This is a genomic window from Apibacter muscae, assembly GCF_007845595.1.
GTDB classification, from domain to species: Bacteria; Bacteroidota; Bacteroidia; order Flavobacteriales; family Weeksellaceae; genus Apibacter; species Apibacter muscae.
In genome coordinates this window covers 141,334-162,204 of the sequence record NZ_SELI01000014.1, presented here as the reverse complement: position 1 = coordinate 162,204, position 20,871 = coordinate 141,334, and the positions used below count along the sequence as shown (strand labels likewise).

17 protein-coding genes are annotated in these 20,871 nt (G+C 33.5%); 8 read left to right on the top strand and 9 right to left on the bottom strand.

Translation table 11 applies throughout. From position 1 onward, the window contains the following. The first annotated feature begins 11 nt into the window (after positions 1 to 11). The 7 genes from ETU10_RS00955 (at position 12) to ETU10_RS00925 (ending at position 7,195) form a co-directional block, all read left to right on the top strand. Positions 12 to 1,730: an urease subunit alpha gene (locus ETU10_RS00955; protein WP_146261149.1), complete on the top strand. Its 1,719-nt coding sequence runs from the start codon at positions 12 to 14 to the stop codon at positions 1,728 to 1,730. 95 nt (positions 1,731 to 1,825) lie between these two features. Then, a complete protein-coding gene (locus ETU10_RS00950; RefSeq protein ID WP_146309368.1) occupies positions 1,826 to 2,473 on the top strand; it encodes an urease accessory protein UreE in 648 nt (215 codons plus the stop codon). Between the two features lie 17 nt (positions 2,474 to 2,490). Beyond that, on the top strand, positions 2,491 to 3,183 hold the full coding sequence (locus tag ETU10_RS00945; protein WP_146309367.1) for an urease accessory protein UreF: 693 nt from the start codon (positions 2,491 to 2,493) through the stop codon (positions 3,181 to 3,183). Positions 3,184 to 3,238: 55 nt separating this feature from the next. Beyond that, positions 3,239 to 3,868, top strand: a complete 630-nt coding sequence (ureG, locus tag ETU10_RS00940; RefSeq protein ID WP_146261152.1) for an urease accessory protein UreG — start codon at positions 3,239 to 3,241, stop codon at positions 3,866 to 3,868. Positions 3,869 to 3,870: 2 nt separating this feature from the next. Further along, the gene (locus ETU10_RS00935) at positions 3,871 to 4,800 is read left to right on the top strand and encodes an urease accessory protein UreD (protein WP_146309366.1); all 930 of its coding nucleotides are present in this window, start codon (positions 3,871 to 3,873) and stop codon (positions 4,798 to 4,800) included. Between the two features lie 26 nt (positions 4,801 to 4,826). Next, positions 4,827 to 5,789 carry an urea transporter gene (gene yut / locus ETU10_RS00930; RefSeq protein ID WP_146309365.1) on the top strand — a complete coding sequence of 321 codons (963 nt, stop codon included), beginning with the start codon at positions 4,827 to 4,829 and terminating at the stop codon, positions 5,787 to 5,789. Positions 5,790 to 5,833: 44 nt separating this feature from the next. Continuing rightward, entirely contained in the window at positions 5,834 to 7,195 is a 1,362-nt protein-coding gene (locus ETU10_RS00925; RefSeq protein ID WP_146309364.1) for an MFS transporter, read from the top strand. Positions 7,196 to 7,285: 90 nt separating this feature from the next. On the opposite strand, the gene ETU10_RS00920 is transcribed toward ETU10_RS00925, so the two are convergent. From ETU10_RS00920 to ETU10_RS00885, 8 genes are all read right to left on the bottom strand, one after another. Continuing rightward, positions 7,286 to 8,059 (bottom strand): ABC transporter ATP-binding protein, encoded by a 774-nt coding sequence (locus tag ETU10_RS00920; protein ID WP_146291234.1) that lies wholly within the window; start codon positions 8,057 to 8,059, stop codon positions 7,286 to 7,288. 1 nt (position 8,060) lies between these two features. After that, complete coding sequence (locus ETU10_RS00915; protein ID WP_146309363.1) at positions 8,061 to 9,074, bottom strand: FecCD family ABC transporter permease; 1,014 nt, start codon at positions 9,072 to 9,074, stop codon at positions 8,061 to 8,063. Positions 9,075 to 9,097: 23 nt separating this feature from the next. Next, positions 9,098 to 9,790, bottom strand: coding sequence for a class I SAM-dependent methyltransferase (locus ETU10_RS00910; RefSeq protein ID WP_146309362.1), 693 nt, complete (start codon positions 9,788 to 9,790; stop codon positions 9,098 to 9,100). Between the two features lie 6 nt (positions 9,791 to 9,796). Further along, positions 9,797 to 10,816 (bottom strand): ABC transporter substrate-binding protein, encoded by a 1,020-nt coding sequence (locus tag ETU10_RS00905; protein ID WP_146309361.1) that lies wholly within the window; start codon positions 10,814 to 10,816, stop codon positions 9,797 to 9,799. A gap of 10 nt (positions 10,817 to 10,826) precedes the next feature. Further along, the gene (locus tag ETU10_RS00900) at positions 10,827 to 12,992 is read right to left on the bottom strand and encodes a TonB-dependent siderophore receptor (RefSeq protein ID WP_146309360.1); all 2,166 of its coding nucleotides are present in this window, start codon (positions 12,990 to 12,992) and stop codon (positions 10,827 to 10,829) included. A 249-nt stretch (positions 12,993 to 13,241) separates the two neighbouring features. Next, entirely contained in the window at positions 13,242 to 16,418 is a 3,177-nt protein-coding gene (carB, locus tag ETU10_RS00895; RefSeq protein ID WP_146309359.1) for a carbamoyl-phosphate synthase large subunit, read from the bottom strand. Between the two features lie 20 nt (positions 16,419 to 16,438). Then, entirely contained in the window at positions 16,439 to 17,515 is a 1,077-nt protein-coding gene (locus tag ETU10_RS00890; RefSeq protein ID WP_146291242.1) for a carbamoyl phosphate synthase small subunit, read from the bottom strand. A gap of 52 nt (positions 17,516 to 17,567) precedes the next feature. Further along, positions 17,568 to 18,443, bottom strand: a complete 876-nt coding sequence (locus tag ETU10_RS00885) for an aspartate carbamoyltransferase catalytic subunit (protein ID WP_146309358.1) — start codon at positions 18,441 to 18,443, stop codon at positions 17,568 to 17,570. A 363-nt stretch (positions 18,444 to 18,806) separates the two neighbouring features. Here ETU10_RS00885 and lipA point away from each other — a divergent pair, with 363 nt between their 5' ends. Next, positions 18,807 to 19,664 (top strand): lipoyl synthase, encoded by an 858-nt coding sequence (gene lipA, locus ETU10_RS00880; RefSeq protein ID WP_185145027.1) that lies wholly within the window; start codon positions 18,807 to 18,809, stop codon positions 19,662 to 19,664. Between the two features lie 36 nt (positions 19,665 to 19,700). Here lipA and ETU10_RS00875 read toward each other — a convergent pair whose 3' ends face one another. Next, positions 19,701 to 20,804, bottom strand: a complete 1,104-nt coding sequence (locus tag ETU10_RS00875) for an efflux RND transporter periplasmic adaptor subunit (RefSeq protein WP_146261164.1) — start codon at positions 20,802 to 20,804, stop codon at positions 19,701 to 19,703. Positions 20,805 to 20,871: the final 67 nt, after the last annotated feature.

Genomic DNA, 20,871 nt, shown 5'->3' with positions numbered 1-20,871 from the left:
TATCTATTGATATGGCTACAATTTCAAGACAAGAAAACTACAATCTATTTGGTCCTACAGTAGGAGATAAAATCCGATTAGGAAATACAGATTTATATATAGAAATAGAAAAAGATTTAAAAGGTTATGGCGATGAAAACGTTTACGGGGGAGGAAAAACACTTCGTGACGGTATGGGACTTGCCAATACTATAACTGAAGACGAAGGCTCTTTAGACCTAGTTATCACCAATGTAACCATCATTGATGCTAAATTAGGTATTATAAAAGCAGACGTTGGTATTAAAGACGGGAAAATTGCCGGAATTGGAAAATCTGGAAATCCAAATACAATGGACGGTGTAGATCCAGACCTAGTAACAGGTGCTTCTACAGACGCAATCTCAGGAGAACATTTAATTTTAACTGCGGGAGGTATCGACGGACACGTTCACTATATTGCTCCTCAACAAATCGATCATGCACTGAGCAACGGTATAACTACTTTATTTGGTGGTGGTATTGGTCCCTCAGACGGAACCAATGGTACAACTGTTACATCTGGTAAATGGAATACCGAAAAAATGTTCCAAGCGATCGAAGGATTACCTGTTAACATAGGACTTTTAGGAAAAGGAAACTGCTCCACGGAAAGACCTATTGAAGATCAAATTATAGCTGGAGTTGCCGGATTAAAAATCCATGAAGATTGGGGATCTACTATGGCATCCATAAGAGCCTCAATGAATGTTGCTGACCGTATGGATGTACAGGTGGCTATTCACTCAGACACTTTAAATGAAGCTGGATTTGTGGAAGATACAATCGCTGCCATTGACGGTAGAACCATACATACTTATCACACAGAAGGTGCTGGTGGAGGACATGCTCCTGACTTATTGAAAGTTGCTTCTATGTCTAACGTTCTTCCATCCTCAACCAATCCTACTTTACCATTCGGTATTAATTCCCAAGCAGAGTTGTTTGATATGATTATGGTATGCCACAATCTAAATCCTAAAATTCCGTCTGATGTTGCTTTTGCAGAAAGTCGTGTTCGTCCAGAAACACAAGCTGCTGAGAATATTTTGCATGATTTAGGCGTATTATCAATGGTTTCTTCTGATTCCCAAGCCATGGGTCGTATTGGAGAATCTTTTTTAAGAACCTTCCAAATGGCTTCCTATATGAAAAACGCTAAAGGTAAATTAAAAGAGGATTCAGCTGATAATGATAATTTTAGAGTTTTGCGTTACATTGCTAAAATAACACTGAACCCTGCTATTACTTTTGGTATATCTGATGTGGTAGGATCTATTGAAAAAGGAAAATTTGCCGATTTAGTTTTATGGAGCCCTAGTATGTTTGCAGCTAAACCTAAAATGGTTATTAAAGGAGGATTTATAACTTGGTCTGAAATGGGAGATCCTAACGCATCTTTACCTACTCCACAACCAATTATCTACCGACCAATGTTTGGTGCTTATGGCAAAGCCATGCCTCAAACTTCAATGACTTTTGTTTCTAAAGCCGCTTACGATTTAGGTATTAAAGAAAAATTAGGCTTGGAAAAAATTGTACACCCTGTAAGTCATACTCGTCAATTAACTAAAAATGATATGATCTATAACGGTGGAACACCAAACATCGAGGTTAATCCTGAAACTTTTGAAGTTCTTATTGATGGGCAACCGGCACACGTGGCACCTGCAAAAGAATTTTCACTAGGTCAACTATACTTCTTTAGCTAAATTTTAGCTACCTAAAGCTTATATCTTATCACAAAAATAAGATATAAGCTTTACATTTATCACAAACCAAGCACAAATTAAATTATTATAAAAATATGGATGTTTATAGTGAAATATTAGGAAATGTGAATAATTCTGACGATTGGAATCACAAATTACAAAACGTAGAAATTGAACATATTTTTTTAGATCAATGGGCTGCACAAAAAAGTCGTTTGCTAGCCAAAGGAGATCAAGGAAATGAATATCCTATTGCTTTAAAAAGAGGTTCTCAGGTTACTGATGGAGATATAATATACTATTCTCCTGAAGATAATAAGGCAGTTGTTATTAAAATTGAACTAAATCCTGTATTAGTTATAGATTTAAGTGATTTAGTTACTAAGTCTCCAGAAGACATTATTCGTATCACTGTAGAACTTGCACATGCAATAGGAAACCAACATTGGCCTGCGGTTGTAAAAGGTACAACGGTATACGTACCTCTTACCGTTACTGAAAAAGTAATGCTTACAGTAATAGATACCCATCATATTGAAGGAATTAAATACCAATTTAAAAAAGGGCAAGAGGTTATATCAAATTTAGAACCCCAAGAAATAAGAAAATTATTTGGTGGTGCGAGTCATGAAATACATGGTTTTGAACACGGTCATGCTCATAGTCACAACCACAGCCATTCAACCGGTCATACACATACCCATTACGATGAAAATGGCAACCCTCACACGCACACGCATTAACATAAAATAATACATTCATGTCTATCAATATACTTTCACTCATGAGGCTTATTCAATTAAGCGATTCCGCCTTTCCCATTGGGACATTTTCATTCTCCAATGGACTTGAAACAGCAATTCATGAGAAAATTGTTTACGATGCACAAACTCTAGAAGATTTTACCAGATCTATTGCTCTGCAAGCTGCCTACAGTGATGGAATTGCCACACTACTAGCTTACAGAGCGGCTTTAAAAAAAGATTACCAAGAGATTGTGAATATTGATAATCAATTATTTATGTTTAAAATGAATGATGAATCTCGCTTAATGCAAAAAAGGATGGGAAGAAAAATGGCTGAGATTTCCATTGACTTACTTGACAATGAATTGTTAGTTAAATGGTTAAAGGACATAAAAGATGAAAAAACTCCAGGCACCTTTCCCATTGCACAAGCCTTAGCTTTTGCTTCTGAAAATCTTTCCGAAGTTGAATTGTTTACTTCTCACCAATATGGAGCTATCAACATGATCTTGGGGGCAGCACTTAGAGCTGTTAAAGTCTCTCATTTTGATACCCAACGTATTTTATACAAACTCTCTGAGCAAACTCAAGAATTGTACGAAGAGGTTCGTCTACTTTCTCTGGAAGACATGAACTCTTTTGTACCTCAAATAGATATTCTTGCCTCCTTGCATGAAAAAGGTAAGATGAGAATGTTTATGAATTAAAATAAATAAATAAATTAAATAAACTAAGTTTTAACTCAATTAAAATAATAAAGATATGAGTAATAATATTTGTAGAATTGGTGTTGGAGGACCGGTAGGTTCTGGTAAAACAGCACTTATAGAAGCTCTTACTCCTAAACTTTTAGAAAAAGGATTAAAAGTAATTATAATAACCAACGATATAGTAACTACAGAAGATGCTAAACATGTTAGAAAAACATTGAGCGGTATTTTGCCTGAAGAACAAATTGTGGGCGTGGAAACTGGTGCTTGTCCTCACACTGCAGTTAGAGAAGATCCTTCCATGAATATAGCAGCAGCTGAAGAATTAGAAGCTAAATTCCCGGATAGCGATGTATTGTTTATTGAATCCGGAGGGGATAATCTAACACTAACTTTTAGCCCTGCCTTGGTAGATTTTTTTATGTACGTAATTGATGTGGCTGCGGGAGACAAAATTCCTAGAAAAAATGGTCCCGGTGTTGCTCAAGCAGATATAATGGTAATCAATAAGACCGATTTAGCTCCTTATGTAAATGCTAGTTTAGAGGTGATGGATAGAGATTCTAAAACCTTAAGGGGTGATAAACCATTTGTTTTCACCAACTGCATGACTGGCGAAGGTCTTGATGAATTGGTGGATCTAATCTGTCGAATTGCTCTATTTGATAAAGTGAAAAAATAAAAATGGCTATTAGTAAAGTAGATTTTTCGTCCGCTAAAGAAATGGCTCCTTATCTAGAGCAACCTAAAGCTATGTATGTAGGAGCCCCTGGTAAAACAGGATATTTATTTATGGGATTTGAACTGGACAAATCTGGAAAATCCATAATGAGAGATTTGGACAGAAGATCTCCCATCATTGTACAGCAAGAGCTTTATTTTGACGAAGAGATGCCAGAAATGCCTTGTGTTTATATTCTTTCTGCCGGAGGTCCTAACATAGACGGTGACAGATACGAACAAAACATTACGGTTAGAAAAGATGCTTTTGCTTTCGTATCTACCGGAGCTGCCACTAAGCTGTCTGAAATGAAATACAATTATTCCGGTCTTAAACAGGAATTTGTATTGGAAGATCACGCATATTTAGAATTTTTGCCTGAACCTTTAATTCCTTGCCGACATACGAGGTTTATTTCAGACACCAAACTTGTAATTGCACCTACGGCAACTCTCTTTTATTCTGAAGTTTTTATGGGAGGACGAAAACACTATGGAGATGGTGAACTTTTTGAATATGATATTTTATCGGTGTGTTGCCATGGAGAACGTCCCGATGGGGAGCAATTGTTTAGAGAAAAATTTATTATAGATCCTAATAAATATTCTCCTCGGAATTTGGGCGTGATGCATAATTACGACGTATTTGCGAATGTAATTGTGATGACTCCTAAAGAGCATGCTGACAAGATCTATGAGCAAATAACTCCTTTTATTGATAACGAGAAACAGATAGCAGCGGGTATAACTTATTTGCCTAACCAAAGTGGATTGCTATTTAAAGTATTAGGGATGGAACCTGGTCCGGTAAAAAAAGTAATTAGAGATTTTTGCTCTAAAGTACGATTACAAGTAAAAGGAAAACCAGTTCCTGCTGAATTTCCTTGGAGATAAAATATAACTAATTAACACTAAAAAACATGGAAACACTTACAACTAAACCAAGCACAAAGTTTTGCCACTTATTTTCAATGGACTTTATAAAAATTATATTTAAAGGATCCGGACAAGTGATGTTTCAAAACAATATTTGGACCGGCGTACTGTTTTTATTGGGTATTTTTGTAGGTGCATATCAAGAAGGTCAGGGCTTAGTAGCTTGGGGGGCTTTAGTCGGATTACTTACTTCTACAATCACCGCTTACTTACTACCACTTTCTAGTGATGATAACGAAAACGGTTTATGGGGGTTCAACGGTATTTTAGTCGGCTGTGCATTTCTAACTTTTTTGGGAAATACCCCGTATACATGGATTGCTTTGATTGTATGTGCCATGCTAACATCATCAGTACGGTTAGCATTTAACAACGTTATGGCTTCATGGGGAATTAATTCATTAACTTTTCCTTTCGTATTTCTTACTTGGATATTTTTATTTAGTGCAAGAGTATTGCAAGGAATTCCTCCTACACATATGTCTGAGCCTGTACTTAGCTCTGCTATCAATCCCAGCTTGGATTTGTCGATCTCTCATCTACTTATTTATTGGTTAAAAGGCATTTCACAAGTGTTCCTTATAAACTCTTGGGTTACCGGTATAATTTTTTTAATAGCATTATTTATTAGTAATAAATGGGCTGCTATCTGGGCAGCATTAGCCTCAGCTATAGCGTTATTTGCAGCTATACTGTTTAAAGCTCCGGGTAGTGATATTGCTAACGGATTGTATGGGTTTAGTGCTGTATTAACCGGTATCGCTTTAGGTATGACTTTCTATAAAGTTAGCCATAAAACCGCTGCATGGGCATTTCTAGGTATTATTGCAACTGTTTTTGTACAAGCAGGAATGAATGGTATGCTAGAACCGTTTGGACTACCGTCTTTAACTGCTCCTTTTTGTTTAACCACTTGGTTGTTCCTACTACCTAGGTTTAAATTTTAAATTCATTTTTATAATGGAGAAATAACTTTTATTATATCTTATTTATGCTACAAAAAAAAATGGTAGACATGGATCACATGCCTCTTCGATGGGGGCATGTGAAAATATTTTTTATCTCTTCCTTAGGTCAAGCCTTGGGTGCTGGCTTAGCCACTCTCATAGGTATCATTATACCTATGATTCAAATGTTAATTCATCCGGAATTAAATTCTTTTTCTCAAGGAATTATCTCCTGTATGAGTTTATTAGGAATAGTGGTAGGATCTTCGCTGATAGGAGATTTAAGCGATAAACATGGCTATTTAAAACTATTCAGGATTTGCCCCTTGTTAATTTTAGGAGCCTCCTTATTTGCATTTTTTTTCGATCACGTATGGATTTTAGCCTTTTGTTTATTTTTAATGGGAATAGGAATTGGTGGCGAATACAGCCTAGGTTCTGACTATATTTCAGAAATCATGCCCGACCGATGGAAATTATTTATGGTAGGAGCTGCAAAATCAACCTCTGCCATAGGTAGTATTGTTGTTGCAACAATCAGTTATTTTTTATTAATAAAATGGCAAAATCCTATGCATTGGAATTTTCTATTACTCCTTATATCTGCACTATCACTTCTCATGTTTCTATTAAGAATTCGTTTTGCACAAAGTCCGGGTTGGCTAATCGCTCATGCACAAATTGAAAAAGCAGAAATTGCCGTTAAATATTTTTTGGGCAATGATGTGAAAATTGGAGATATTAAAAATAAACCTGTTGATACCAAAGACCCCAATCTTAAAGATTTTCTAAGTAAAGATAATTTAAAGAAAGTAATTTTTAGCGGGATTCCTTGGGCTTGCGAAGGTCTAGGTGTTTATGGTTTAGGTATATTTTTACCGATACTTGTCTTGGCTTTAGGCTTAGAACCTTCTAAACAAGACCCCTTTGATAAAATAATTAGCTCCGTTAAGATAACCACCTTTATTAATGTGTTTGTTCTTATCGGCTTTATACTTGGACTTTTTATAGTTAATAAAATTAATCATTTAAAAATACAAGTTTGGGGATTTAGTTTAAGCTCTTTGGGTTTAATTTTATTACTGGTTGGGTATAAATTAGGTCTTTCTACCTGGATTTTTGTTTTAGGTTTTTTAATATTTGAACTTTTCTTGAACGCCGGTCCTCATTTAATGACCTTTATTATTCCTCCACAAATCTATTCCATAGAGGAAAGGGGGACAGGTGTTGGTTTGGCAGCCTCGATAGGGAAAATAGGAGCTGTTATAGCTGTTTTCTTTATTCCTAACTTATTAAAATGGGGTGGGATTGAATTGGTTTTAATTGTTTCAATCCTTGTTAACTTATTAGGGGCTTTTATTACCCAATATTATGGAAGAAAAATTCCTGAAATTAATAAGAATTGATACTTATTTATTTTTATACGCTTTTAACGAATGAATTTTAAAAAAAATAAATTTGAATAGCTTTAAATGTTAAGGACATTACCGGAAATCTTAATCTAATTTTTCACCAAAAGGTAAAATAAAATCTTTCTCATTTTTATTAATGACCACGAAGCTCATATTATAGACAGCTTCTAACAAATTTAAATCTGGTACAGAGGGATCTTCAGCTGTATGAACATGGCCGTCGTGCAAATAATAATAATGATCTGCATATTGAAAAGCCAACGTAGGATTATGCATTATGGAAACTACAGTAAACCCTTGGGTTGAATATTTTTTTAATTTCTCCATTAAATGATGTTGGTAATATACATCTAAATGGTTGGTGGGTTCATCTAATAGAAGGATTTTAGGATTTTGCATTAAAAGTCTTCCTATCATCGTGATTTGTTGCTCACCTCCTGAAAGTTGATTGATGGGTTTATCTTTTAAATGATAAATGGATAAATCCTTCATTATTTCTTCAGCCATTTCTTGATCAGAATCTTTCACACTAAATCCTGAAAATGCGGTTCTACCTGTTAGTAAAACTTCATTAACCGTAAAGGAAAAAACAAATTGATGAAACTGTGGTAAAAAACCAATTAAGGGGGCACGTTCTTTAAAACTTATCGTTTCCATGTTCTTATTAAATATCTTGATTTCTCCACGATACCCCTTTAGCAATCCTGCTATAATTTTAAATAAGGTTGATTTACCTCCTCCATTAATACCTAATAAAACCGAAAACTTATTTTCTATAAATGAAACATTAAGTTTTTTTAGTACTGGTTTATCACTGTAAGAAAACTCAAGGTTATTTATCTCTATGGCATTTTTCATGCTAGTTCCAGTTTAGTTTATTCTTTTTTAATAGATATACGAAAAATCCTCCTCCTAAAATGGTTGTAAAAACACCTATAGGAATTTCAAACACAAACAAAGTTCTGGATAAATCATCAATAATTAATAAGAAAGTTCCGCCTAAAAGTATATTTCCTGCAATTGATTTGCTGTTATCTGCTCCTAATAACATTCTTACAATATGGGGCAAGAATAAGCCATAAAAACTAATTACACCGGCTACCGCCACGGTTGTTGTAGTCATTAAAGTAGCACAAGTAATTAAAATAAATTTATCAGGAAACGGATTTACGCCTACTGCCCTAGCTGCATCATCTCCTAATGAAAGTAGATTTAATCTCCAACGATAACGAAAACAAATAAGAATTGTTAGTATTATGGGAATGAAGGATTGTTTAACTTCAATCCAAGAAGCGGAATGTAGATTTCCCATAGTCCATTGTATAATCGCTTGTAATTTGTAAGGATCACTAATATACTGAACTAGCGTTAGCAGGGCTATAAATACGCCTGAAATAATCATCCCCGATAGTACTATGGTAACGGTTGAGGTTTGCTTGTTAACTGTAGCAATGAAATAGGTGAGTATTACGGCTAATATTCCACCCACAAAAGCATAAATGTTTATAAAACTTAAAGTATACACGATGGCTAATGAGGCTCCAAAAGCTGCACCTGAGGAAATTCCTAAGATATAAGAATCCACCAAGGGGTTTCTAAACAAGGCTTGCAATACTGAACCTGAAACAGAAAGTGCAGCACCCACCATAAAGGTTAATAGAATTCGGGGTAGCCTTACATTTACCAAAATATTTTTTGTTAATTCGTAAGACCCTTGATCTCTACCAACTAATGTTTGACCTTGTAACTGATTGATTAGGCTTTTAAAAAATTGTATTGCATTTACTTGATCGGAAGATCCTATAAACAAAGAAACTATTAATACCGGAATAGGTAATCCGTAACATAGAATTTTTGCTAACTTATTATTCAAAGTACTAGTTTTAGTTTTATTCTTTATGGTTTTTGTGCTGAAATTTGAAACAAAGTTTTCTCTGAAATATCTTTATGTAATATCTCATTTTGAATTTTGTTATCAGAAACAACATTTATAAAGCCTATTTTTTTTAATAATTCCAGATCGTAGGTAGGTCTATCGTTTTTACTTATTTCTAAATTGGCTTTAATTTTATTGGCTTCTTCCATAATTTCTGACGGATATCTTTCATGACCTTCTTCACTGCTAAATTGAATTTTACCCATATCTCCATCAAAATTAATTAATTTCCCTTGAGGTTTTAATATATTATAGGAGAGTTGATAAAATTTGTTGACGTCTGGAAGCGTCCAAGTCATTAATCGGGTAAATACTAAATCAAAAGTATTGGATTCAAAATCTAAATTTTGTGCATCCATAACTTGATAATCAATGGATAATTTTAATTTTTGGGATACTTCTTTTGCTTCCTCAATCATTTTCGAAGAGAGATCTACGGCAGTAACTTGATATCCTGCTAAAGATAATAAATTTGCAAAATATCCTGAAGCTGTGCCTACTTCAAGTACTTTCTTCCCTGAAAGTGTAGGTAAAAGTTGTTTAAAATATTGAAGCCAGTATTTGGTTTCGGGTAAATCCCAGGCATCTTCCTTTTCTTCTCTCCAGATAGTGGCTTGTTTATCCCAGTAGTTTTCTATATATTTTATTTCCATTCTTAATTATAGGTATTTCATTAATTCTGTTCCATTTTTTTCCCCATAAAGTTTTAAAATAATTTCTTTTAAATCTTTTAGCTCTAAATTTTTATCATGCGTATAAGCCCAATTGTTAATGGCAGTTGCTGCACATAAAGCCTTAAAAGTATGAGGACTATAGAAGAACATAGGCATTAAGTTATACACTTGCTTATCTTTTATAGCAGTTATGGAAGCTAATTCTGGTTTTTCGTAAAATAAATTTGGACTATCGTTCCACATGACAATCATATCGGGGTTCCATTGAATCAAAGTTTCTGGATTCACATTCATTTTATCAATTTTAGTAGAACATACATTATTAACTCCTGCCAAATCCAAGCAGTTATTCATCATACTCTCTACTCCTGTGGTTGTAAATATCCTACCATTCGCCCATGAGAAGTAAGCAGTTTTTCTTTTCCCTTCAGACAATAGATCTGCTTTGGATTGTAATTCTTTTGCTTTTGATTTAGCATAAGCAATTAACTCTTCACCTCTTTTCTCATTTCCCAGCATAATTGAAATGTCACGCATCTCTTTAATTAAGTTTTTATTGGTATCAGATGAAGATAGATACACAGGTATTTGCATACTTTTTAGTGTTTGTATGGTGCTTGCAGTTAAATTTTTTGCAATTACTAAATCTGGTTTTAAAGCTACTATACTTTCAATATTTGCAAGATCATTACTTCCTGGGGTTGATAATAGCTTTGCTTCTATTCGTTTATCTAACAGTTTAAAGTAATTGTATAATTCTTTATCAAAATACAATTCTGCCGGAATACCTACTAAAGTTTCTTCTTTTTGCAACATATAGATTACATCTACTGATGGATCAAATAAACAAACCACTTTCTGTGCTGGTTTTAGTAAGGTTACATGGTTTCCTTGAGTATCTGTGAGAGTGATAAAATTTTTATCTTGATTTTCTAATTTTTCTTGATTAGAGTTGCAGCCATTCAGTAAAATCAGGGCAAATAATATTAGAAAAAAATTTTTCATTGTGTAAAATTTACAATTTAACGGTTAAAGAACATCTATAATTAATAGGCGCCAATTGTACCCAATAGTACATATCATTCTTTTTCCAAGCGGTGGAGTATTGCTTACTATCCAATACATTGTTAACCATAACGCTAAAAGTATATCTTTTGGCTTCGTATGATATACCTGCATCCATTCTAAATATGTTATTCATTTCTACTGGATCTATCGTTGTGAATCTAGGTGCTCTACCCACTAACCATTGATAACCAGTTGAAATAGAGAAACCTTTTAAGAAATTCCCGGGTAATTTATAGGTTAGCCATGTGTTTTGTATATGTCTGATTCTATCCGGTGTTGCTTTTCCTACCATATAAGGATTTAAATCGTCTTTGGTTATTTTAGAGTCTGTATATGCATAATTTATAGTTGCATACATCCCTGGGAATAATTCACCTCTGACGTCTACTTCAATACCTTTGGCTTTATTTTGTCCGTTTTGATATATATTATTAGTTATCGGATCTTTTGTGACCGTATGTGATCTTTCAATTTGATAAATGGAAACTGTTGTGGTAAATGCATTCATCCACTCCTTTTTTAAACCTATTTCAAAGCTTTGTCCTTTTACCGGATCTAGTGGCTTATCTTCAAAGGATTTTCCTACCAGAGGTGTAAAGGTATTGTCAAACAATCCATAGGCACTAAAGGTTTCATTTATTTTATAATTAATACCTACCCTCGGACTAAGATTGTTGTCTGAATTTTTATTTCTTGCTCCATATTGATTAAAAAATCCTTGAGCATAAGTATAGCGCAAACCTACATTCATCTTTAACTTTCCATCTAAAATGCTTATTTCTTCCATTAAATAGGGAGAAATGTATGATAGCCTACCTGTGCTTAAGTTATCCACTCCATTAATATCGTTTTCAGAATTATAACTTCCTCCCATTGAGTTATCATTGATAACATTTGAATAAATAGGGTTTGAAATACTTAAAGGGTAAATGGTTGTAGCTGTATTCCAAGTATCTTGGGTTTTATTGGTTTTATAATTATAATCAACTCCGGTTAATAGGTTATGGGTAAATATACCGGTTATAAAATGTCCTTTTGCATAAGCTTGTGCTGAAAAAGTATTGTATTTCATGGCATCGTATACATATACACGATCTAATATATCCGGATCCACTTTGTTTATCCCATTCACCCAATACATAGCTCCTACTGATTTGCTATTTACATTAGATACTTGTGTATGTAAGCTCCAGTTTTTATTAAAGGTTTTATCAAAATTTACAAATATATCATTGGCATCTGCTCTATAAGGGCGTGAACTTGGATCTGTAATGGTGAAATCATACGGTAAAGTTCCGAATCCATAAGGAGAAATTTGTGCTTCACTCAACATATTATAGGATAAATGCTGATAGATGTATTGTGCAGATATGCTTGTATTCTCATCAAAATTGTATTGAATGGATGGAGCTATAACAATTCTACTGTTATCATCGTATTTCATAAATCCTTTTTTATGCATTCCCACAAGATTTAATCTATAGTATAACTTATTATCCTCTTTGTATTTCCCACTAATATCTGCTTCTCCTCTTAATAAATTAAAGCTTCCTTGAGAAAGAGTAAAATCTGTTCTTTTTTTTCCATCTGCACTTTTCGTTACGATATTATATGAGCCGGCTGGATCTCCTAAAGCATTCATAAAAGCTGAAGGTCCTTTTACAAATTCAACTCTATCAATAACTGCAATATCATCTCCTAAAGGTCCTTTTAATAAGGGACGTAAATCAACCCCATTTCTTTGGGCATTAATATATCCTCCTCTTGAATATATATCTGAAGATATTCCATTGTGCAACTCTTCTCTAAAGGTTCCACTAACATTCCTAGTGACACTTTCGTTAACATTCAATGATAGTTGATCCTTAATTACAGACTGATCTATAGATTGTATATTTTGTGGTACATCTAAAATATTTCCGTCTAGTCGTAAGCTTTTAGATATGTTATTTGTGTTGTAGTGTCTGTTTTTAGGTGCTTGAATTTTAACCTCTTCAAGAGTAACACCTCTTATACTATCGGTAGTAGTTTGAGCATTAATTTTTTGACTAAAAAAAGAGAGAACAATTAATAATGTTAGGGATGGGAAAATAAGATTATTGATTTTTTTCATTCTATTATAAAGATTTCTTCATTTATTTAAAATTATTTTTGGCTTTATCTATATTAAAAAACAAGAATAATACCAGAATTTCAAGTGTTTATAAAATGTATTCTGTTGGATAAGTTACTATTAAATAAATTTTACTCTTATTTTTAAAGACTATAAGTAATTATATCGATTGAATAAATTGGAATCTCAAAAAAATAAAAAGCATCTGTGTGACAGACGCTTTTTATTTTTCTAATGTATCTTAAGTTTTTAGAATGATTTTATATCAAACCCTATGGATTCTAAGACTTGTACAACAGCCGATGCTGTGTCTAAAGAAGTTAAGCATGCAACACTGTTTTCAACAGCATTTCTTCGAATTAAATATCCATCTTCTTGCGTTGAGCCATCGTTAGATAACGTATTAATTACAAACTGAGCTTTTCCTTTCTGCATTATTTTTATAATGTTATAGTCTTCATTTTCCAACTTATCTATCTCGATAACAGGAATTTCATTATCCCTTAAGTATTTAGCTGTACCTTTTGTTGCCATAATGGTATACCCAATATCATAGAATCTTTTAGCTATGGGTAGAGCTTCGGGCTTGTCTTTATCTGCAACTGTAAAAATTGCATTCCCTAGAATTGGAATGTTTATATGGCTTGCTAAAAGTGCTTTGTATAAAGCTCTTTCGTACGTTGTATCTTTCCCTATAACTTCTCCTGTTGATTTCATTTCTGGACCTAAGGTTATATCTACAGATCTCAATTTTGCAAATGAAAAAACAGGGGCTTTTACATAGATGTTTTTGGGTTCTGGATAGTATTCCATACTTAACCCTTGGTCTATTAGGGAGCTTCCTAGTACAGCTTTTGTTGCTACCTGCGCTAAAGGTATTCCTGTAACTTTACTCATAAATGGAATGGTACGACTGGAACGAGGATTCACTTCTAAAACATAAACTTCCCCTTTCATCAACACAAATTGGATATTCATCAAACCAACAATTTTAAATCCTTTAGCCAAGGCTTTCGTTTGTCTTATAATCTCCTCTTTTTCTTCTTGAGATATCGTTTGGGTAGGATATACAGCTATGGAATCTCCGGAATGAACTCCTGCTTTTTCTATATGTTCCATAACTCCAGGAATAAAAACGTTTGTACCGTCACAAATAGCATCAACCTCAATTTCTTTTCCGACCAAATATTTATCTATCAGAATCGGTTGCTTTTCATGAACATTAACCGCTTCTTTCATATATCTTTCCAACTCTCTATCGGAGTAGACGATCTGCATGGCTCTGCCCCCCAATACATAAGAAGGGCGAATCACTACCGGATATCCTATAGAGCTTGCAACTTTTAAGGCTTCATCTAAATTGAAAACCGTATCTCCTTTGGGGCGAGCTATGTCTAGTTCGTTTAACTGAGCTTCGAATTTTTTACGATCCTCGGCTCTATCAATATCTTCAATACTTGTTCCAAGAATTTTTACTCCTGCCTCCCTAGCTGCCTCAGCTAAATTAATTGCTGTTTGACCTCCAAATTGAACTAGAATTCCATCTGGCTTTTCTAAGTCTAAAATAGTGGTTATTGACTCTCGCGTAAGAGGTTCAAAATATAATTTATCTGAAATGCTGAAATCTGTTGATACTGTTTCCGGATTGCTGTTGATAATTATTGCCTCATAACCGGATTGTTTTAATGCAAACACGCTATGCACAGTTGCATAATCAAACTCTACACCTTGTCCTATGCGTATAGGTCCTGAACCTAATACTACTATTTTCTTTTTGTCTGTTCTTAAGGATTCATTCTCTATTCCATAAGTACTATAAAAATAAGGGGTAGATGAGGTAAATTCAGCCGCACAAGTATCTACCATTTTAAATACGGGAACTATATTTTTTTCCTTCCTTAGTTTATAGACAGATTTTTCGTCCGTGTTCCAAAGTTGTGCAATTTCAAAATCTGAAAACCCATATTTTTTTGCCTTTTTAACAATTTCAATATTCTCTGGCTGTGCCTCCAATTCTTTTTCTATTTCAATAATATGCTGCAATTTGGCTAAAAAGAATTTATCTATTTTACTAGCCTCTTGTATTCTTTCAATACTTTCCCCGTTTCTTAATGCGTCTGCTATTAGAAATAAACGTTCATCATCTGCTTTTTTTAATTTCTCGTCTAAAGTTGCAGGATCATAAGGTTGGATATCTTTTTTTCTAATGTGTAAACAACCTATTTCTAAGGATTGCACAGCTTTAAGTAAAGATTCTTCAATGGATGTTCCTATTGCCATAACTTCTCCTGTTGCCTTCATTTGAGTTCCTAATTGACGATTGGCACTTTGGAACTTATCAAATGGCCATCTCGGTATTTTGGCTACTACATAGTCTAAGGCTGGTTCAAAGCAGGCATAGGTAGTATTGGTAACTGGATTTTTCATTTCATCCAATGTTAATCCAATCGCAATTTTTGCTGCTAATTTAGCAATCGGATATCCAGTTGCTTTGGAAGCTAATGCAGATGATCGGCTTACCCTAGGATTTACTTCAATAACTATATAATCTCTACTATAAGGATCTAAAGCAAATTGAACATTACAACCTCCTTCAATTTCTAGGGCTCTGATTATTTTTAAAGCTGAATTTCTAAGTAACTGATATTCCTGATCTGCTAAGGTTTGACTTGGAGCAAACACTATGGAATCACCGGTATGTATTCCTACTGGATCAAAATTTTCCATGTTACAAACCACAATGGCATTGTCGTTAGCATCTCGCATAACTTCATACTCAATTTCTTTGTAACCGGCGATACTTTTTTCAATTAAACATTGATGGACAGGACTGTATTTTAAGCCTGATTCTGTAATCTCTCGCAATTCAAGTTCATTTTCCGCAATTCCTCCTCCGGTTCCTCCTAATGTAAATGCTGGACGTACAATAATTGGGTAACCGATTTGATTGGCAAAATCAACAGCTGCTTCAATGTCATTGACTATAACACTCTCTGCTATTGGCTCGCTAATGCTTTCCATTAACTGTTTAAACAAATCTCTATCTTCGGCTTGTTCAATGGAAGTTAACTTAGTACCTAGAACCTCTACATCGTACTGATTTAAAGTTCCTGACTTAGCCAATTCTACCGCTAAATTTAAACCTGTTTGTCCTCCTAAGGAAGGTAGCAGTGCATCCGGACGCTCCAAAGCTATAATTTGCTGGAGAAAATCTAAAGTTAAAGGTTCCATATAAACGGTATCCGCGATCTCTTTGTCCGTCATTATAGTGGCTGGATTGGAATTCACTAATACAACATGGTATCCTTCTTCTTTTAAAGCTAAACAGGCTTGTGTTCCTGCGTAATCAAATTCTGCTGCCTGACCGATGATAATGGGCCCAGAACCGATTACTAATATTTTTTTTATGTCTGTACGTTTTGGCATTTTTAAATTTTTAATTTTGATTAATGAGTATTTTTAAAATCTCTAATCAGGTTCATAAATTGATTAAACAAATATTCATTATCGTTAGGCCCTGGGCTTGATTCAGGATGATATTGAACGGTAAATGCATAATTTTCTTTGTGACATAACCCTTCAATAGTTCCATCGTTTAAAGCTCTATGGGTAATTTCTAAAGGTGTATTTTTTAGTGAGTCTTCCTCTACTGCATAACCATGATTTTGGGAAGTTATATGTACTCTATTGGTTTTTAGCTCCTTAACCGGATGATTGGCTCCTCTATGACCAAATAACATTTTATAGGTTTTTGCTCCATGTGCTATTGCAAATAGTTGATGACCTAGACATATTCCAAAAATTGGAACTTTACCGCTTATTTGTTTTATTATTTCTATAGATTCATTAAGTTCCTGCGGATCTCCGGGCCCATTGGAGAGCATAATACCATCCGGATTTAACTCTAAAATAGATCTAGCATTAGTATTATACGGAACTACGACTACATCACATTTACGTAAACATAGTTCTTTTAGTATGCTTTTTTTCATTCCGTAATCAATTAAAACAATACGATATCCTTCTCCGGGTGAACTATAAGCTCGTGGGGTAGAAACTTCCGGTACGTGATGTTCTAGTATTGTATTTTGTAATTTTTGGGCTACCTGAGCAGTATCTTCTGATAAATCACAAAATTTTCCTTTCATACTTCCCTTGGTCCTTATCATCTTTACTAAGGCTCTGGTATCAATACCGCTTAACCCAGGGATATTTTGTTTTTTAAGAAAGTAATCTATATTCATTTGACTTTGCCAATGAGATTCTGTATGGGCAAATTCATGAACAACTACTCCTCCTACAAATGGATTTAAGGATTCAAAATCACTGGGATTAATACCGTAATTACCAATTAATGGATAGGTGAAAACAATTATTTGTTTATGGAAGGAAGGATCAGACATAGTTTCTTGGTAACCTGTCATACCAGTAGTGAAGACCACTTCTCCTACGGTAAACTGATCGCTCCCGAAACCTTCTCCAATAAATTCCATTCCGTTTTCTAATACTAATTTTCGTTTCAAGGTTATATGTTTATTTAAATTTTATGATTTTTATTTTAAATTTAATGAATTTCTATGAATTAAATACATAGTTAAGTACAGAAATTCGCGCAAAAACACCATTAGTCATTTGCGTAAAAATCCTTGATTTTGGAGATTCAATCAAGTCTTCATCTATCTCAACTCCTCGATTAATAGGGGCAGGATGCATTATAATGGAATGTGCTTTCATATTACTTGCTCTTTCTTTGGTAAGACCATATAGGGAAAGAAAATTTCCTTCATCGTATTGCTGAGAATGTCTTTCATTTTGATTTCTTAATAACATTACAACATCTGCTTTTGGAATTGCCTCATCTATAGTTGTATATCTGCCCATGGTCATTGTTGAGTCTCTCCAAAATTCTGGCGTTGCAAAACTTATATTTGCTCCTAATCTTTGTAAAATTTTGGCATCTGAATGTGCTACTCTACTATGTACAACATCTCCTACTATCACTACGTTTAAATCCCTAAACTCTCCGAATTCTTCTTGTATGGTTATTAAGTCTAACAGAGATTGTGTGGGATGATCACCGCAACCATCTCCTGCATTAATTATTGGAACATCAAATTTTGAAATTAAATTTTCATAAAATCGATCTTCCCAATGTCTGATAACAAAACATTCTACACCAATGGAATTAAGCGTTTTCACCGTATCATACAGGGTTTCTCCTTTCTTAATACTTGAACTTTCTGCATCAAAATAAATAATTCCCATCCCTGTCTTTTTCTCAGCCATTTCAAAACTTAATTTTGTTCGTGTGCTATTTTCAAAAAATAAGTTGGATATATAATGATTGGATAGATTGGGATAAGCGTTTCTTTTTTTAAAGCTTATTGCATCTTCAATTAATTCTCTAATTACTTCAATGTTTAAATTTTCTAAAGAAATAAAATGTTGCATAAAATTATTTATATATAATTTTTGTTAAAGTCTAGTTCTACTAAAGCAAAAAAAAACATCTTAATTATTAAGATGTTTTTAAATATAATATTATTATTTTTTGAATCTCCCAATGGATGTTGTGTTTGATCTAAAACTAAAAAAAGAAATTTTATATTCTGAAAAGGTGAAATACTTTTCTGAGATAAAATCTTTTTTATACGAATAATTTTTTTCAAATCTTTATATATCCTTAACTATAAAATCTAGCAAAGATAATAATTTTTTTTGAAAACTATGCTTTATTATAATTTATTATATTTTTTGCAGTATAACTATTCTAAGTTAGTATTTTTGCAATTGTATAAATATCTGCAGTTCAAAATGGAAAATTCTTTAACAACCAAGCCTAAATGGATTCGTGTAAAACTTCCAACTGGAAAAAATTACAAATCCCTTATCAATATTGTAGATAAGTACAAATTGAACACGATTTGCCAGAGTGGTAGTTGCCCTAATATGGGTGAATGTTGGGGAGAAGGAACTGCTACTTTTATGATATTGGGCAATATTTGCACTAGAAGCTGTGGATTTTGTGGAGTTAAAACCGGTCGACCTTCTGAGATTGATTGGGAGGAACCTGAAAAGGTTGCTCGCTCTATTAAATTAATGAAAATAAAACATGCCGTTCTAACTTCAGTTGATCGAGATGATTTAAAGGATATGGGTTCTATCCTTTGGGCTGAAACCATAAATGCTATAAGAAGAATATGTCCTGAAACTACTATGGAAACTTTAATCCCTGACTTTCAAGGAATCACCAAGCATTTAGATCGTTTAATAAACGCTTCACCGGAAGTGATTTCTCACAATATGGAAACTGTAAGCCGATTAACTCGTGAAGTTCGTATTCAAGCCAAATATTCCAGAAGTTTAGATGTATTAAGATACTTAAAGGAACAAGGACAAAGAAGAACTAAAACAGGAATTATGTTGGGGCTGGGTGAAAAAGTTTCTGAAGTTTATGAAACTATTAAAGATATTCATGATGCTAAGGTAGATATTATCACTATTGGACAATATTTACAACCGAGTAAAAAACATCTTCCTGTCAAGGAATATATTTCTTTGGAATTGTTTAAAGAATATGAGGATTTTGCTAAAAGCCTAGGCAATTTTCGTCATGTTGAATGTGGACCTTTAGTTAGATCATCTTATCATGCTGAAAAGCATATACATTAAATTAAAGTATTGGTTGCTTATATTTGTTTGATATTTTTATTTATTATCCTCTTCTGAAGCGTTCCATATTTTGATTTTATCATTAATGTTTATTCCATGTACCTCTACGTATAAACCATCTGATAAGCCTAGAGTTATATCTTGTTTTTTGTATTCTCCATTGGGTTGCAAAATTTCTACAAATGGTTTGTTTTGTTCATCAAATTGGACTAATGCTTCTCTTACGGATAAGACGTCTTTTCTTTCATTTAAAACTATTTCTGCATTTGCACTGTAACCTGCTCGTATTAATACCCCGTTAGGAATTTTAAGATCTGCTTTTATATTATATTTAACTGCTCCATTTTCGTCGTAACCCTGTGGAGCTATAAATGATAAATTCCCTTGCAATTTTTCATCTTGTAAAGCTCCTATCACAATGTTCATGGGCATTCCAATTTTCATCATACCTGCATCTGATTCATCAACTTTACCTTCAAAAATCATCTTGTTTATATCTGCTATTGTTGCAATCGTAGTACCGGCATTAAAGGTATTAGCCTCAATTACTTGGTTTCCAACTTCAATAGGAAGTGCCAATATCATACCTTTGGTTGTAGAACGAATTTGTATACTTGCTAAATTTTCCAGACCACTGGCAACACCTTTAGTTGCAATATCATATTCTTTTTCTGCTTGATTTAGTGTTTGTTTTGCTAATTTATATTGAGTCTCCGCGTTTTCATATTCTTGCTTAGAGATCACTCCTTGTGTAAATAACAATTTTTCTCTTTCAAAGATTCTCTTTTGATTACTCAGCTGAATTTTTGCAGAATTGATGGATTGCATAGTTGAATTAACTGTTGCTACCACTGGAACTACTTTAATAGTTGCTATTAATTGCCCAACCTCCACTTGATCTCCTTCTTTGACGTAAATCTCTTTAATTATTCCCGATATATTAGGTTTTATCTCTATTTTTTCTTTTGGGTTTATCTTCCCCGTAGCTATAGATTTTATTTCAATGGTTTTAATTAGAGGTGTTTCCGTAAGAAATTTTTCGCTTTTATTTGAGTTTGCTTTAATTATATAACTTATGCAAAAAATTAGAAGTGCTATAAAAATAACTATTAATGATATTTTCAAAATTTTCTTCTTCATGTGTAATTTATAATTATATAATAACGTGGTTGAATGATTAGTGTAGCTTTAAACCTTTTTGTTACAT

Coding starts and splice junctions, on each gene's coding strand:
- carB (WP_146309359.1), bottom strand. CDS start 16,418: ATGCCAAAACGTACAGACATAAAAAAAATATTAGTAATCGGTTCTGGG.
- ETU10_RS00945 (WP_146309367.1), top strand. CDS start 2,491: ATGTCTATCAATATACTTTCACTCATGAGGCTTATTCAATTAAGCGAT.
- lipA (WP_185145027.1), top strand. CDS start 18,807: ATGGAAAATTCTTTAACAACCAAGCCTAAATGGATTCGTGTAAAACTT.
- ETU10_RS00955 (WP_146261149.1), top strand. CDS start 12: ATGGCTACAATTTCAAGACAAGAAAACTACAATCTATTTGGTCCTACA.
- ETU10_RS00935 (WP_146309366.1), top strand. CDS start 3,871: ATGGCTATTAGTAAAGTAGATTTTTCGTCCGCTAAAGAAATGGCTCCT.
- ETU10_RS00920 (WP_146291234.1), bottom strand. CDS start 8,059: ATGAAAAATGCCATAGAGATAAATAACCTTGAGTTTTCTTACAGTGAT.
- ETU10_RS00885 (WP_146309358.1), bottom strand. CDS start 18,443: ATGCAACATTTTATTTCTTTAGAAAATTTAAACATTGAAGTAATTAGA.
- ETU10_RS00925 (WP_146309364.1), top strand. CDS start 5,834: ATGCTACAAAAAAAAATGGTAGACATGGATCACATGCCTCTTCGATGG.
- yut (WP_146309365.1), top strand. CDS start 4,827: ATGGAAACACTTACAACTAAACCAAGCACAAAGTTTTGCCACTTATTT.
- ETU10_RS00900 (WP_146309360.1), bottom strand. CDS start 12,992: ATGAAAAAAATCAATAATCTTATTTTCCCATCCCTAACATTATTAATT.
- ETU10_RS00950 (WP_146309368.1), top strand. CDS start 1,826: ATGGATGTTTATAGTGAAATATTAGGAAATGTGAATAATTCTGACGAT.
- ETU10_RS00875 (WP_146261164.1), bottom strand. CDS start 20,804: ATGAAGAAGAAAATTTTGAAAATATCATTAATAGTTATTTTTATAGCA.
- ureG (WP_146261152.1), top strand. CDS start 3,239: ATGAGTAATAATATTTGTAGAATTGGTGTTGGAGGACCGGTAGGTTCT.
- ETU10_RS00905 (WP_146309361.1), bottom strand. CDS start 10,816: ATGAAAAATTTTTTTCTAATATTATTTGCCCTGATTTTACTGAATGGC.
- ETU10_RS00910 (WP_146309362.1), bottom strand. CDS start 9,790: ATGGAAATAAAATATATAGAAAACTACTGGGATAAACAAGCCACTATC.